The sequence below is a fragment of the Paraburkholderia sediminicola genome (assembly GCF_046027355.1).
Classification (GTDB): Bacteria; Pseudomonadota; Gammaproteobacteria; order Burkholderiales; family Burkholderiaceae; genus Paraburkholderia; species Paraburkholderia sediminicola_B.
In genome coordinates, this window is sequence record NZ_JAQQEK010000025.1 from 83,738 (window position 1) to 98,081 (window position 14,344).

At 59.7% G+C, this 14,344-nt stretch carries 11 protein-coding genes; 6 read left to right on the plus strand and 5 right to left on the minus strand.

Going from position 1 to position 14,344, the window contains the following annotated elements; genetic code table 11:
- The first annotated feature begins 42 nt into the window (after positions 1 to 42).
- The 3 genes from tcuA (at position 43) to PQR42_RS33000 (ending at position 4,083) form a co-directional block, all read left to right on the plus strand.
- Positions 43 to 1,470 (plus strand): FAD-dependent tricarballylate dehydrogenase TcuA, encoded by a 1,428-nt coding sequence (gene tcuA / locus PQR42_RS32990; protein WP_408494631.1) that lies wholly within the window; start codon positions 43 to 45, stop codon positions 1,468 to 1,470.
- Positions 1,457 to 2,674 (plus strand): tricarballylate utilization 4Fe-4S protein TcuB, encoded by a 1,218-nt coding sequence (gene tcuB, locus PQR42_RS32995; RefSeq protein ID WP_408494633.1) that lies wholly within the window; start codon positions 1,457 to 1,459, stop codon positions 2,672 to 2,674. The genes tcuA and tcuB overlap by 14 nt, the downstream gene beginning before the upstream one ends.
- Before the next feature lie 176 nt (positions 2,675 to 2,850).
- Positions 2,851 to 4,083 (plus strand): porin, encoded by a 1,233-nt coding sequence (locus tag PQR42_RS33000; protein ID WP_408494635.1) that lies wholly within the window; start codon positions 2,851 to 2,853, stop codon positions 4,081 to 4,083.
- 250 nt (positions 4,084 to 4,333) lie between these two features.
- On the opposite strand, the gene PQR42_RS33005 is transcribed toward PQR42_RS33000, so the two are convergent.
- The 5 genes from PQR42_RS33005 to PQR42_RS33025 all read right to left on the minus strand — a co-directional run bounded on the left by PQR42_RS33005 (position 4,334) and on the right by PQR42_RS33025 (position 9,622).
- Positions 4,334 to 4,987 (minus strand): hypothetical protein, encoded by a 654-nt coding sequence (locus tag PQR42_RS33005; RefSeq protein WP_408494637.1) that lies wholly within the window; start codon positions 4,985 to 4,987, stop codon positions 4,334 to 4,336.
- Positions 4,988 to 5,031: 44 nt separating this feature from the next.
- Positions 5,032 to 5,784, minus strand: a complete 753-nt coding sequence (locus PQR42_RS33010) for a hypothetical protein (protein WP_408494639.1) — start codon at positions 5,782 to 5,784, stop codon at positions 5,032 to 5,034.
- 189 nt (positions 5,785 to 5,973) lie between these two features.
- Positions 5,974 to 7,545 carry a mannose-1-phosphate guanylyltransferase/mannose-6-phosphate isomerase gene (locus tag PQR42_RS33015; RefSeq protein WP_408494641.1) on the minus strand — a complete coding sequence of 524 codons (1,572 nt, stop codon included), beginning with the start codon at positions 7,543 to 7,545 and terminating at the stop codon, positions 5,974 to 5,976.
- The gene (locus PQR42_RS33020; protein WP_408494643.1) at positions 7,545 to 8,765 is read right to left on the minus strand and encodes a glycosyltransferase; all 1,221 of its coding nucleotides are present in this window, start codon (positions 8,763 to 8,765) and stop codon (positions 7,545 to 7,547) included. Before PQR42_RS33020 ends, PQR42_RS33015 begins: the two co-directional genes overlap by 1 nt.
- Entirely contained in the window at positions 8,765 to 9,622 is an 858-nt protein-coding gene (locus tag PQR42_RS33025) for a Crp/Fnr family transcriptional regulator (RefSeq protein ID WP_408494645.1), read from the minus strand. The genes PQR42_RS33020 and PQR42_RS33025 overlap by 1 nt, the downstream gene beginning before the upstream one ends.
- A 249-nt stretch (positions 9,623 to 9,871) precedes the next feature.
- Here PQR42_RS33025 and PQR42_RS33030 point away from each other — a divergent pair, with 249 nt between their 5' ends.
- The 3 genes from PQR42_RS33030 to PQR42_RS33040 are packed head-to-tail and all read left to right on the plus strand — an operon-like array spanning position 9,872 to position 14,302.
- Complete coding sequence (locus PQR42_RS33030) at positions 9,872 to 11,146, plus strand: FecR family protein (RefSeq protein WP_408494647.1); 1,275 nt, start codon at positions 9,872 to 9,874, stop codon at positions 11,144 to 11,146.
- Complete coding sequence (locus tag PQR42_RS33035) at positions 11,134 to 12,999, plus strand: CHASE2 domain-containing protein (protein WP_408494649.1); 1,866 nt, start codon at positions 11,134 to 11,136, stop codon at positions 12,997 to 12,999. The genes PQR42_RS33030 and PQR42_RS33035 overlap by 13 nt, the downstream gene beginning before the upstream one ends.
- A complete protein-coding gene (locus PQR42_RS33040; protein WP_408494651.1) occupies positions 12,986 to 14,302 on the plus strand; it encodes a tetratricopeptide repeat protein in 1,317 nt (438 codons plus the stop codon). Before PQR42_RS33035 ends, PQR42_RS33040 begins: the two co-directional genes overlap by 14 nt.
- Positions 14,303 to 14,344: the final 42 nt, after the last annotated feature.

A 14,344-nucleotide genomic window follows, 5' to 3' on the forward strand; every position in this document is an offset into this window, starting at 1 on the left:
GCAACCATCTAGAGTGTCCTTTCAGTACATGGGAACCTGACAATGATTGATGTTTTGGTAATCGGTGGTGGAAACGCCGCCCTATGTGCAGCGCTGACAGCACGGGAGGCCGGATCAAGCGTCCTCATGTTAGAAGCAGCGCCGCGTGAATGGCGAGGCGGTAACTCGCAGCACACACGTAATCTCCGTTGCATGCACGACGCTCCACAAGACGTGTTGGTCGATGCCTACCCGGAAGAGGAGTTCTGGCAAGACCTATTGAAGGTAACTGGCGGCATCACAAACGAGCACCTTGCGCGTCTTGTGATCCGTCACTCTTCGACATGCCGTACTTGGATGCGCAAACATGGCGTCAACTTCCAGCCACCATTGTCGGGAACGCTGCACCTCTCGCGTACCAATGCGTTCTTCATGGGCGGCGGAAAGGCCCTCGTCAACGCCTACTACCGCAGCGCGGAAGAACTCGGTGTACAGATTCGCTATGAAAGCCCCGTTGATTCGCTGGAACTCGGTGACAAAGGCCGTTTCATCGCTGCCTACGTGCACGGAAAGCGCATCGAAGCCAGAACCTGTGTATTGGCGTGCGGAGGTTTTGAATCAAATCGCGAGTGGCTGAGAGAGGTATGGGGCCAAAACGAGCGAGGCGAATGGCCAGGTGAGCAGATTTTGATTCGCGGTACGCGGTTCAATCAGGGCGTTCTTCTCAAGTTCATGATGAACGCGGGTGCCGACATCATCGGAGACCCGTCTCAAGGTCATTGCGTAGCAATCGACGCTCGTGCCCCCCTTTACGACGGAGGCATTTGCACGCGGATCGACTGCGTGTCTCTAGGTGTCGTGGTCAATCGGGAGGCAAAGCGGTTTTACGATGAGGGTGAGGATTTCTGGCCGAAGCGTTACGCCATCTGGGGCCGCCTCACCGCGATGCAACCGGGCCAGATCGCCTATTCAATCATCGACGCCAAAGCGATCGGCCGCTTTATGCCTCCCGTTTTCCCAGGTGTCCAGGCGTCGTCCCTTGATGAACTGGCACGCAAGATTGGCGTAGACGAAGAACAATTCGTTCGTACGCTTGCGGAATACAACGCTTCTTGTCGAGTCGGCAGGTTCGACCACACCGTGCTGGACGATTGTCACACTGAAGGCCTTGCGCCGACGAAGACCCACTGGGCTCGACCAATCGATACCCCGCCCTTCTACGCCTATGCCTTGCGCCCCGGTATCACATTCACTTACCTCGGCCTCAAGGTCGATGAGACCGCTGCCCTACGCTTCAACGATCGTCCCAGTGAAAATCTGTTCGTGGCTGGCGAAATGATGGCAGGTAATGTACTCGGAAAGGGCTATACAGCGGGTGTCGGCATGTCGATCGGAACGGCCTTCGGCCGTATTGCCGGCGAATATGCGGCGCGCGCGGCACAACGACTGCAGCAAGATATGAATACGGGAGTACAGCATGCAATCGCTTGATGATTTGATCCACGCGGCTTCGGTCCAAGCAGCGGGGCGACCCGCGCATTCCGGCGCGCAGCCACTACGTTTCCAGGCAAAGAACGAAATTCTTGCGGGCGAATGCGGAGCCAACGAAGCAGAGGTCGCCCGCGTGATGCAGATTTGCAACGCGTGTCGCTACTGCGAAGGGTTCTGCGCCGTTTTCCCTGCCATGGGAAGGAGGCTTGCTTTTAGCCAAGCAGACGTTCACTACCTCGCCAATCTATGCCACAACTGTGGCGCGTGTCTCCATGCATGCCAGTACGCCCCTCCGCACGAGTTCGCTGTGAACGTGCCCCAGGCGATGGCAAAGGTACGCATGGACACGTATAGCGATTTTGCATTTCCCGCATCCTTCGGCAAGCTTTATCGCAATAACGGTCTGACGTTGGCACTTGCACTCGGTGGAGCGCTCGCCGCGTTCTTAATGCTTGCCACAAGTCTAACCGGCCATGCGTTCAACCGCCAATTGGGCGGCAACTTCTACGCAGTGTTCCCCCATAACCTACTCGCGCTGATGTTTGGGACTGTGTTCTTGTTTGCGATCTTTGCACTCGGCGTCGGCATCACACGTTTTTGGCGAGGCGTAAGCCCAGGCACAGCGTCCGGTTCTGCTATTGCTGAAACGGCTCACGACGTATTGCGATTGAAGTATCTCGGCGGCGGCCACGGCAAGGGCTGCAACAACGAAAACGATGCATTTTCTCTTTTGCGTCGGCGCTTCCATCACTTCACATTCTATGGGTTCATGCTGTGCTTCGCTGCGACCGGCGTTGCGACGCTCTATCACTACCTACTCGATTACCACGCACCGTACCCACTCTACAGCCTCCCAGTCGTGCTTGGTACACTTGGCGGCATTGGACTCCTGATTGGGCCATCAGGGCTGCTTTGGCTGAACCTGCGGCGAGATCCATGCCAAGGTGACGTTGCCCAACGCCCAATGGATCGAGGGTTCATCGCACTCCTTCTACTGACGAGCGTTACTGGTCTGCTCCTCCTTGCACTGCGAGACACTGGTGCGATGACGCTGATGCTCGCACTGCACTTGGGCGTGGTCATGGGCTTGTTCTTGACGCTGCCTTACGGAAAATTTGCTCATGGTATTTTTCGCTCGGCGGCTCTACTCAAGCACGCGATTGAAAAACGACAACCAACCAATCTGCAATTGAAGTCCGATTGACGCGCTGCTACAGCAAAACGTCTCCTGGTTGGTCAGCGATTTTCCGTTCGGTTGACCATCAAGAAAAACTCGTCAGATCGGCTGGCCAAGAACGCCAGCCGAAAAGGCTTCGCACGCCCAAGGCTTTTCGACGATTTAAGTCACACCACACCTAAAAAACAATGGAGGACGACCCAGTGACTGCAATAAGCATTCGCCGCAACCTTTTCGCCGCAGCCGGACTTGCGTTTTCTGCGCCAGTGTTCCCGCAAAACAGTGTTACCTTGTACGGGGTTCTTGATGACACGATCACGTATCAAAGCAGCCAAACATCTCTAGGATCGACCTCTGGTGGTCGTTCAAATATCAAACTGCTTCCCGGCGTTTGGGCTGGCAACCGATTCGGTCTTAAGGGCTCCGAGGACCTAGGCGGTGGCAATAAAGCCATCTTTCAGTTGGAGTCGGGATTCAACCTGAATACAGGCGCCCAGCAATATACCAATGCATTGTTTGGTCGCCAAGCGTGGATTGGACTCACCAATCCGAATTACGGTACGCTTACTCTCGGTCGGCAGTACACTTCCTACTTCACGCTTTTGTCGCCTTACAGCCCCACCAATTTGCTCACGGGCTCATTTGGTGCGCACCCAGGAGACGTCGATTCACTGGATACGGGCTATAGGTCCAATAATTCCATTGCGTTTACGTCCCCGAAGATATACGGCGTGACGGCGAGCGGCTCATACTCGCTTGCTGGTGTCCCGGGAAGCGCATATCAGGGCTCGACGTGGTCAGCGGCGCTGCAATACGCTCAGGGACCCGTTGGCGGAGCCGTCGCGTTCATGCGCACGAACAATTCAACGAACGGGGGTGGACCGTGGGGCGCCGAATCAACCACAAATTCCGGCGGACAGTCGGGTGTCTCGGCAGTCACCAATGGGTATCAAGGCGCACAAGCCCAACAGCGCTTCGCGGTCGCTCTAGGCTACACGTTCAACGATGCCTGGGATATCTCGGCGACATATAGCAACGTCCAATACATTCCAGGCATCAACTCCAAGTTCACGGATGAAGCTGTTTTCAACACGGTCGGCAGTGTGCTGCACTGGAAGCCAACCTCAGCTTGGGATCTTGGAGCAGGGTATAGCTACACATGGACGAGCAAAGCGAACGGCATCGATCAAGCGGCTACGTATCATCAGTTCAATCTTTCGCAGTATTACTCGCTGTCCAAACGGACGGGCCTGTACCTGCTCGAAGCGTATCAACGCTCCACAGGTCGCACTCTGGGAACGCCGACTTTCACGGCCGCCGGCCCTGTCAACCGTCAAATCGATGCGACACCGGCTATCGGTGACGGGTTCAACTCGGCGCCCTCCTCCTCGCGCAGTATGTTCGCTGCTGCGCTCGGCATTATTCACCGCTTCTAATCTGAGTTGTGCCTAGAGGCGAAGCACGCGGGGCGATATTTCGCCTCGCCTAACGGGGCGGTCCGCCAAGCAGATCGAGTCTGAAGTTAGCTTGCTTCCACCTACTCGAGGTCATTGGGGAAAGGCGGATCCACGGGCGGGGGAATAGGAGCCACGGCCGGCTTCCGTGCGCCGCTGCGCTCAAGTTAATCGTCATGACTCGCGTCCTACGGCTGACGATCTGCACGATTTCAAAAGGATCCAGCCGCGATCACCTGCTACAGGCGCCGACCAAACTGTCGAAGTATGCTTTTGCCTCGGCGCTGCTTCGCGCTTGACCGCCGCAACGCGAGGCGGCAATCTTGAACGCCGAGATGCGACGGGGGGAGAATTCCCCGTTCAACACCGCAACCCTGACCTGTGCCACGCAGTGCGCTCCTTCGTCTGTCCACCGCATCTGGCGTTTCCTGGCCATACGGTAACTGACAACCTGGTTCACCGCAGACTCGGCGATGCTGCTGCTGATCGGCAGGCCCTTGCGATGCCGGGCGCCGTAGTTGACCAACGTGCGCGCGTTGTTCTTGAGGTAACTGGAGACAGTGTTCAGATTCCACCACAACGTATTGAATTCGTATCCTTCCCTCGACAGCAGCCGACTGTCCAGTGCCTTGATCCGCTCCAACGCTTTGCTGCCCTTGCCATGCCAGACCAGCCATTGGGCGTGGGTGATTTCGGTTTCCACTGACTCCCGTTCCATCGAGTCAATCATCTTGCTGCCGAACACGGAGCGCTCCGCCGCCTTGAACTTCATCGCGATGTGAAACCAGTCGAGGATCCGGCCGCGGGCCAACTGACTGCCCTCGACCGTCTTCCCAAATTCACCGGCATCGTCGCTGATCACGGTCACCCGTTCGTCGCTCGCCACACCGTTCCGGCTGAGGAACTGATCGGGTCGCGCTGCAGCCGAGGTCACTTCCCTGTGCACATATGCATACAGTTTGGGGGACCGTCAGTGAACGTAGCCCGTCCCACGACGATGTTCACGTGGCGGCCATGGTCTCGCCCGGGGTCGCAATTGCGTAGCCACGCCGAGTCGACGCTCACGGCGGCGACATGACAGCATTCGCGAACCTGTTCGTCTGCAACAGACTGGGGGAGGTGCGCGATGTCACGCTCTATATCAGCGTCGAGCTGTTCTCCAAGGTCAAGAATCCGATCCCGGATGCCACTCGATGAGATGCCCTTGTCCAGCGGCAGCACTTCCTTCAGCATGTTCGTCGCCTGCCGGTAGGGCAAATGAGCTGCCCACTTCGCCTGAAGGTATTCCAGCTCCGGCGTGACGCGTCTGGTTAGCGCTTTCGACAAGGGGTGCACCACACGCTGCTCCGTCCGCGCAGTCCCTTGACACGCGCACGACCACAGCCACGGACTCTTCACGGTCACTTTGCCGTAGACGGTGCGCAGCATCGTCGAGCGGCTGTCTTTGTGCCTCAAGGCTGCACCGCAGCTCTCACAATGGGTCTGGCTTGCGAGCCACCGCTGTACCTGTTTCGAAAGAAGTTCGGTGTGCACCTTCGCCAGCAGCGACCGCCCTTCCGCGAGAGACAGGCCCGGGTCCGCAAGACTGCAATCAGGGCGCTCAACGACGGACAGAATTCCGTCGCCCTCCTCGACCGTGTCACTGTCCCCGTCGACCAATCTTGCTTCGATGATCAACCGCATGGCTTGTTCCCACCGTTGCGAGACCGATCAGCCTACCTCAAACGAAACCGGCGCCACCACCGAAAACACAAGCGGCCCTGATGAGGAGCCTCCCCACCTTTTGCACGCTCTCGCACAACGGCTAGATGATCTCCCGGTACAAACCACTGCGTTACCTCAACGACACGTCGGCGCTCCCCGAATTTCAGATCAACCTTCCGCTGCTGTGGACGCGCGAGTTTCCGATATATTCGCCGCACTTACGTCGCGACCGTAGTGATCGTCGAAACGGACGATGTCGTCCTCGCCGAGGTAGCTGCCACACTGAACCTCGATCATCTCGAGTGGGACCCGTCCGACGTTTTCCAGCCGGTGTTTGACGCCCAATGGTACATAGGTCGATTCGTTTTCCGCGAGTAGGAACGTCTCTTCACCACGGGTCACGCGCGCAGTACCGCTGACCACGATCCAGTGCTCGGCACGGTGATAGTGAAGCTGCAGGGAGAGGGCTGCGCCCGGCGTGACCACAATACGCTTGACCTGGAAGCGTGGGCCGTGTTCGATCGATTCGTAAAGGCCCCATGGCCGGTGAACCTTAAGGTGATGCTTCGCTTCACTGCTGCCGCGATCCTTAAGGTGTCGGACGACCGCCTTGACGTCCTGGGCATGATGCCTGTCCGCAACGAGTACCGCATCGGCGGTTTCCACGACAATCAGGTCCCTGGCACCGATGCAGGCGACGAGCCGGCCTTCCGAATGGACGTAGGTGCCGGAGGAGTCTTTGAGCACAACATCACCCCGCGCGACATTACCCGATTCGTCCTGGGGCAAGGCGCTCCACACCGCATCCCAGGAACCCACATCTGACCAGCCTGCGTTCAGCGGCACGACCGCGGCGGCGAGGCCGATTTCTTCGAGGCGCTCCATGACCGCATAGTCGATGGACTCCGACGGACAGGTCGCAAATGCGTCCCGCGCTATCCGCATTGCCTTCAGATCGCCGTCCTCGTGCCGGAACGCGGCCGCGCACGCTTGTGCAATGTCGGGCCGCAACGCGTCGATTGCGCGCAACCACACCGATGCGCGCATCACGAAAATGCCGCTGTTCCACCAGTGCCGCTTGCCTTCCACGAACGCCACCGCCACGTCCTGATCGGGCTTTTCGATGAAGCGCTGAAGGGCGCGCGCGCCGCTTGCCGGTTCGGTGCTGATGGGATCACCCAGCTCAATATAGCCGTAGCCGCATTCCGCACGGTCTGGCACGACGCCCAGCGTCACGATCTGTCCAGACTGGGCAATTCGCGCTGCCGCACGGACAGCCCGTTCGAACGCGGGCACGTCTGCTATCGCATGATCGGCAGGCGTCACTAGCAACACCGGATCGTCACTGCCACGGCGGGCTGCAAGCGCGGCGAGCGTGAGTGCGGGCGCGGTGTTGCGGCTAACCGGTTCGACTATCATCTGCCAGTCCCGCGAACTCGCCTTCAACTCGTCGGCGGCAAGGAAGCGGTGTTCCTCTGCGCAGATCAGCAGTCCCTGATGCGCTGCAGCGGTTGCCAGGCAATCGAGCCGCATCACTGAGTGAGCCAGTAGTGAACCGTCGCCCAGCAACCCGATCATCTGCTTCGGGTGTCCCTCACGGGAGAGCGGCCATAGCCGCGTGCCGGAGCCACCTGCCAGGACTACCGGGAGGATCAGCGGCGTGTGGCTGGGCGCTGCAGCGGGGCCATCTTCCACCGACCGCCGTTGCGACTCGCCGAAACGCGGGAGCGTCATGTCCATTATTGCTTCTCCAGTGCCGCATGGGGATGTGCAGACGAAGGGGCTGCCGCAATACGCCCGTTACGCGGCGGCTCCATGGGCATCACTGTGCGTCTGTCTGAATTGCGTTCGTCAATCATTGTCTGATAAATCAGACGGTATGCAGCCGCGGTGCGATGGGCGGTAAAGAGGTCTTCAAAGCGCAGTGCTGCGCACCGTCCCATGCGTTCGCGCAGCAGTGAATCTCCCCAAAGGTCGTGCATCGCTTGCGCTAGTTCAGCGGGACTATCCGGAGCAACCACCAGTCCGGTTTTTCCATGGGCGTTCACGAAGCTGGTGCCCGTGCCAATCTCGCACGTGATCATCGGCTTGCCCATCATCGCAGCTTCGAGCAGCGACATGCCAAATGCTTCTGCACGATTGGACGACGGCATGACTAACGCACGACTGAGCCGGATGAGCGCCACCTTGTCGACTTCAGAGACGCGGCCGGCGAAGTGGACACTGCTTGCGCCGCACTGGGCTACCAGCGCACGGATTTCGTCTGTTAGGGGACCGTCGCCCACCAGTACGAGGGGATAACCGGTTTGCCGGATCGCCTCAATCAGGACTGGCAGTCCCTTGTAATAACGGAAGACGCCGACAAACAGGAAAAACGGGCCGCCGATGCGCTCGCGCCAGCTACGCATCAGCGCATCATCGGGCACGGGGTAGTAGCCCGACGTGAGACCCAGCGGCACCACTTCGACTTTTTCCGGATAGAGCTTCAGCACCTCACTGGTAGCCGCGTATTGCGGCGACGTCGCCACAATGCGATCAACGCTACCGAGAAAGCGATGCATGAGCGGCCGATACATGGCAAGCAGCCGCGGTTGCCGCCGAATGTCCGCGTGATAGGTAACCACCGTCGGCTTGCGCGTGCGCGCAGCGAGATACGCGATGTCTGCCATCGGCCAGGGAAAATGCAGATGCAGGATATCCGCCTCTTCGCTAAGCTCACGAAAGCGCCGCACCGCGCGCCACGACAGTTCGACCGACGCGACCTTGAAGCGGCTCCTGACGCGCTCGACTTCATGACCTGGCATGCTCAGAAAGCGGTCCCCTCCCCGCTCGGCCGTCAAGGTCAACAAGGTGTTCCTGATTCCCACGTCCGCACCAGCGCGGCACAAATGGTAGATCGACTGCTCTGCCCCGCCAATCGTGTCCGGCAGATAGGTCCGGTAAAAGTGTAAAACGCGCATCAGTCTGCCTCAAAGGCGTCTGTCGGACGCCTGAATTTTTCGAGCCGGTTGCTGCTGTCTACAACAGCCTCCGCGCTTCCGTGCAGGGGCGGCTGCTCGGCGCCGGTGCGTTCGCTTATCGCTTTGGCGCGCAACTGCAGTTCGGCCTCCCCTCTTGCAAGCTTCGTAAGCAATGCCGCATTACGGACGATCAGGCGCCGATAGTCACGCTCGATTACCTGTCCGTCGATAAGCGAGCGGATGGCTCGCGACACCGTTTCCCGGCTCACGTTGGCCATGATCGCTATGGCCTGTTGGTTTGGCAGGTTCTCGATCGTCAGCAGGTCCCCGGCGCTCTTTCGCATCGAGGCTTCAAGCACCGAATACACTCTCGAATACGCACGGGTGAGGCCCAGCATCGACCGGTAATTGGAGGCCTGGCGGATGGTGCGGCACAACCGTTGCAATAGGGCCTCGACAACTGCAGGATTTCGGAAAAACAGTGCTTGGGCTTCAGCTTTTGGCAGAAACCCCACAACCGATTCGGCCGTCGCGACGATCGATGCGGAGCGGGGTCCGCCGTCGATAATGGACAGCTCGCCAAAGTAGTCGCCTGGCTCAACAAAGTTCAGCCCGACCTCCCTGCCGTCTTCAGACAGCGCGATGACCTGCAGGCGGCCAGACATCAGCATCAGCAGGGACGAACCCGCATCGCCCTTATGGACGACGAACTCCCGTTTGCTGAAGCGGCGGTAGCGGATATGGCGGCTCGTCTCTTCAATGACTTCATCTGCAACGTTACGTAGCAGTTTCTGCTGTTTCAGTAGATCGATAGCCTTCGGCGGGCCCGTGTTGGTAGTTACATGTTCTGTCGACATCTCTCGAATGCTTTCCCCGGCTGTGACACGCAGAGAAGATAGGCGCACTTTGCGCGGATATCTGTGACGACCGTCACATCTTCCAGCCAAAATATGGCTAATCATTGCAGGAATAATGGACCGCACTGCCTTGCAGATATCGGGGAAAAAAAGTAGATGCAAAAATGCATGACGATGGGGCCAGTCGCCGCACTACGATTCGTTGTGGGAGCAACTTTCTTCTTGTACGGGGCTGCCAATGCACAGCCTGTGACGCTCGGCAATGCAGTTGTCGTGATCGGCCAGGCGTGTGCGCAACACGCTCAGGCAGACTGTGTGCCTCTTTCCCGGGGCGCCGCCATTGCACAGGGTGATACGGTCGAGACCGGAGTTGACGGCTATGTGTACATTACAACGGTCGATCACGGCTTCGTCAGCGTACGGCCCGATTCGTCGCTAACGTTCGACCGGTACGAATACGATCCTGCAGAACCCAGAAAGACAGTGATCAAAGTGTCGCTGCATAAGGGCGTGGTGAGGGAAATATCTGGCGCCGGCGCCCAGGCGGCCCGGGACCACTACCGCATGAATACGCCTGTTGCTGCGCTAGGCGTGCGAGGCACCGATTTCACGGTGTTTACCGACGCCAACGTGACACGCGCCGACGTGCGCAGCGGTGGCATTGTGATGACGCCGCTGGGTGCCAGTTGCGCAGCTACGGGCACCGGCCCGTGCGAAGGGCCGACTGCAGCACAACTGTTCGCCGGCCAGCCCAACGCGGTGCTGCAGGTCTACCGTGGGAGCGCCCACCCGGTTGTGGTTGACTCGGCGCGCCCGGGCTTGATACCTGGGCAGGCGGCCGCAGCACTGAAGAATGAGGAAAACAGCGCACGGGCGGCGACGACGCAACCGGTCAATCCCGGTGTTGCGCCGGCAGAACTTAATTTTCCACTGACAGCGCCTGCCGCCCCATCGGCACCCACGCCGGCACCCCCGCCCGTCGCACCTTCCCCTGTGCCGGTTCCGGCCCCGGTGCAACCACCCGAGTCACAACAAATCTTCTGGGGGCGCTTTGCGCCGCTCGCGTCGGCACCGAGGGATACGACATTGGCTGCGCTGCTCCAGCAGGGCAGCGACCAGTTGGGACTGCTTACCCCGTTCGCCATGACACGTACCCCGCAGACGGACATGGTGATGCCCGCGTTCGGCACCTTTACATTTGAACTTCAGGCGTCCAGCGCCTACGTGATGAACACTGCAACCGGGGCAGCTACGCAGGCGCAGATCAGCAATCCGTTCCTGTCAGTCAACTTCGGCGCCAGTACCTTCCAGACGAGCCTTAGCCTCAGTGCGAACGGCATGAACTACGCGGTGTCGGCACAAGGTAGCGTCGGCCCCGACGGTAAGCTGCGCAGTGACTATGGCTCGCAGGCCGCCGTTCTGGGCGCGCTCGCAGGCAGGAATGCAACGCAAGCCGGCTATCTGTTCCTGCAGACTCTTGACGGTAAAAATATTGCGGTTGGAGCCACCCAGTGGTCCCGATAGCAGGCCTGATTACGCTCGACCGCATCCGCCTCACAATATTCGGATTGGTTTCATTGACCGCGTGCCTGCTGGCGAGCGGCGTCTGGTTGCCCCAGCCTTACCGCTGGCTCGGGTACGCGATTGACGACTGGCAGCAGGTGCAATTGCTGAGTGCCCGGCCGGATCCGCGCATCGCGCTCGTCGACATCGACGAGCACTCGCTGGAAGTCCTCGGGCCGTGGCCATGGCCGCGTGCTCTCATCGCGCAGCTGGCAGAGAATCTGTTCGTGCAGTATCACGCGAAAGCTGTCGGCCTCGACGTGATGTTCCCTGAGGCCGGATCGCCCGAGGGCGATCACGCGCTACTCTCCGTCGCGCACCGGTTTCCGCTCGTTTTTGCTCAGGCTTTCGCCCTGTCCGGCAGCGCAAATGCCCCTCATGCGGGTCACCTGGGGGGCGCGCTCGCCGCCGGCACGGACACGGCGCACGCACCGGTGGCCTCAGGCTATGTGGGCAACTTCTTTGACGCCGCCGACGTCTGTGTGGGACACGTTACCCCGCACGCCAGTCTGGACGGCGTTGTACGGTCCATCGCCCCCCTTATCGAATACGCGAATGCTGCCTATCCCATGCTTGCGTGGCAATTGATGCATTGTCGTGCCGACGGCGAGTCTCCCGGGGTGCCGATCCGCAGCCTGCCCGTGGACTCGCATGGATTGATGCACGTGCAGTTCAGACATTCAGTCCAGTCACTCGACGTGGTATCGGCTTACGATGTGCTCGCCCAGACGGCGCCCTCCGCGCTGCTCGCGAAACGTTACGTGCTGGTCGGCTCGTCGGCGCTTGGACTGACAGACCACGTCGCGTCCCCCATCGATCCCTGGTTGCCTGCGGTCGTCGTGCACGCGGAACTGCTTGGCGAAATGCTGGATCTTGAATCAGGCAAAGGTGCCACGCTGCCATCTGCATGGCTTCCGATGGTGTGGACCGCCTGTTCAATTGTTGCATTTGCCGCCTTGTTCCGCACACAACGCGCGAGCATCGCGCTGGTTGCACTGGTCGCGGCGACATCGTTATGGCTTGCGCTGCTCCTTTCGACGCGCTTGGTGCCTGCAAGCCTGGCGGCGTTGCCGCTGGTTCCCGCCACAGCATTCCTGTTTGTTCAGGCGCCCGTTGAATGGATCTTTTCGCAGGCGGCAATACGCTCGTTTGAACGTCGCTTCAGTCGTTACCTGCCGCCGACGGTCCTGCGCGAAATTATCCGGCAGCGAGGGCTCGCCACGTTCAAACCGGAGCGCCGGCAGATCTCAGTCCTCTTTGTCGATATTGAAGGTTTCACGCGCCTTGCCGAGCAGATGCCTCCAGAAGAGCTCGCCGCGATGACCGATGTCATCCTGAGCACGCTGACGGATTGTGTACACAAGTCGCAAGGCACGCTGGACAAGTACATGGGCGACGCGTTGATGGCGTTCTGGGGGGCACCACTTGCTCAGCCGGACCATGCCGATCGTGCACTCGATTGCACACTGGCGATGCTGCGCGAACTGGACGTGCTTAACCGCAGTGCACTGCCCATTTTTGAGGGCAGGACGATCCGCGTGCGCATAGGGGTCAATAGTGGGTCGGCTGTGGTTGGTGAAATCGGCTCGACCTTTCGCAAGTCCTATACCGCAATTGGCGATACGGTCAATGTAGCGTCGCGACTTCAGGAGTACGCCCGGACCCTGGAAACCAGTTTGCTGATCGGGCAGGAAACGGCACGGCAGGCGAGACGTCATCGCCTGCAGGCATGCGCTCAGGCAACACTGCGCGGACGCGATGCGGCTGAGCAGCTCTATACGCTGAACGAAGGGAAGCCTCATGCAGCTTACTAGGCAGCGCTGTGCTGCGCTGCTGTCGGGCCGCGTGAGGAGCGCAGCCTTCAGGCTGGCAGTGAGCGCAATTCACCTGACTGCCCTGCTGATCCTTCCGATGTATGCCGTAGCCCAAACGCCGCGGAACGCTTTTGAGCAGATCATCAACGAAGACCTGCAGGCTCAGGCGCAGGCCGCGATCAGCGAGGGCCATCGAATGCGCGCACTCGCGTTACTTAACGAACTCGCGCAGCGCGATCCGCGCCAGGCGGGCGCCCTGCTCGATATTGCCATCCTGTACTGCGAGTTAGGGGAACGAGCCCTGTCCCTCCGGACGCTCGCCCGCCTCGAAGCACAATATGAGGTGCCACCCGCCATCGGGAAACTCATCCTTTACTACAGGGCGAACACCTGCACATCGGTCGAATTGCGGCCGCAGCTCGCAGTGAGCGTCGGGGCCGGCGTGACATCAAATGCGAACTTCGGCCCCTCTGATCCGATCGTGACCTTCGCACCGGGCGCTCCACTAAACTCCCTGACCCTGGCACCCGAAAGCCTGCCTCACAGGGACCAGTACATCGAATCGGCCATTCAGGGCGAGTTCCCCATTCCAGTTGTGCCCGGCCTGGAACTGATAGGCGGACTTTCCGACCGCCATTACCGCAGTCTGCACAACTTCGACCAGCGCGCGGTGACCATTGGAGTAACTGACAGAACAAGCTTCATGCATGGTGAGATGGATAACCAGTTCACGACGAACGTGCTATGGCTCGGCACGCACATCTATCAACGTGATCTGGCATGGCACGGAGGCTTCTGGCTGCCACCGGCGGCGTGGCACCCTTTGCTCATGCGTGGCGGACTGGACCTGACGGTCGTGGACTCCGCCTATCCTGGCAATTCGCTCTACGATGCCATGTACTTCGCCGTGCGTGCCGCCTTCCAGGTACACGTGGGCGAGCGCACATCGATGCAGTTCTTTTTCGGTCCTGCCTGGGACAGGCCACATGGCGGTCGCCCGGGTGGCATGCAGCGCGGTTATTCGGCATGGCTGTCACTGGACTACGACATGGACCGCCATGGTCAGTTGGAAGCCATATTGCAGCAACGGACGTTGAATGACTCCGCCGCCTACGACCCCGTGTTCTTCGGCAGTCTCAACCAGCAGCAGACAATCCGCGTAGCGGCGCTACGTTACACTTACCCCGTGACGGCCGGCTGGTCCCTTTATGCGCAGATGTCAGCTCAACGTGTTTCCAGTTCCATCTCACTGTTCGCATATACCGTGTACAACGGCTCGCTTGGTCTTTCCTGGAAGTACTGACGCGACAATCGCTGCATGAATCGCTAGAATAGCGGCAACCCT

Coding starts and splice junctions, on each gene's coding strand:
- tcuA (WP_408494631.1), top strand. CDS start 43: ATGATTGATGTTTTGGTAATCGGTGGTGGAAACGCCGCCCTATGTGCA.
- tcuB (WP_408494633.1), top strand. CDS start 1,457: ATGCAATCGCTTGATGATTTGATCCACGCGGCTTCGGTCCAAGCAGCG.
- PQR42_RS33010 (WP_408494639.1), bottom strand. CDS start 5,784: ATGCGGTTGATCATCGAAGCAAGATTGGTCGACGGGGACAGTGACACG.
- PQR42_RS33015 (WP_408494641.1), bottom strand. CDS start 7,545: ATGGACATGACGCTCCCGCGTTTCGGCGAGTCGCAACGGCGGTCGGTG.
- PQR42_RS33020 (WP_408494643.1), bottom strand. CDS start 8,765: ATGCGCGTTTTACACTTTTACCGGACCTATCTGCCGGACACGATTGGC.
- PQR42_RS33025 (WP_408494645.1), bottom strand. CDS start 9,622: ATGTCGACAGAACATGTAACTACCAACACGGGCCCGCCGAAGGCTATC.
- PQR42_RS33040 (WP_408494651.1), top strand. CDS start 12,986: ATGCAGCTTACTAGGCAGCGCTGTGCTGCGCTGCTGTCGGGCCGCGTG.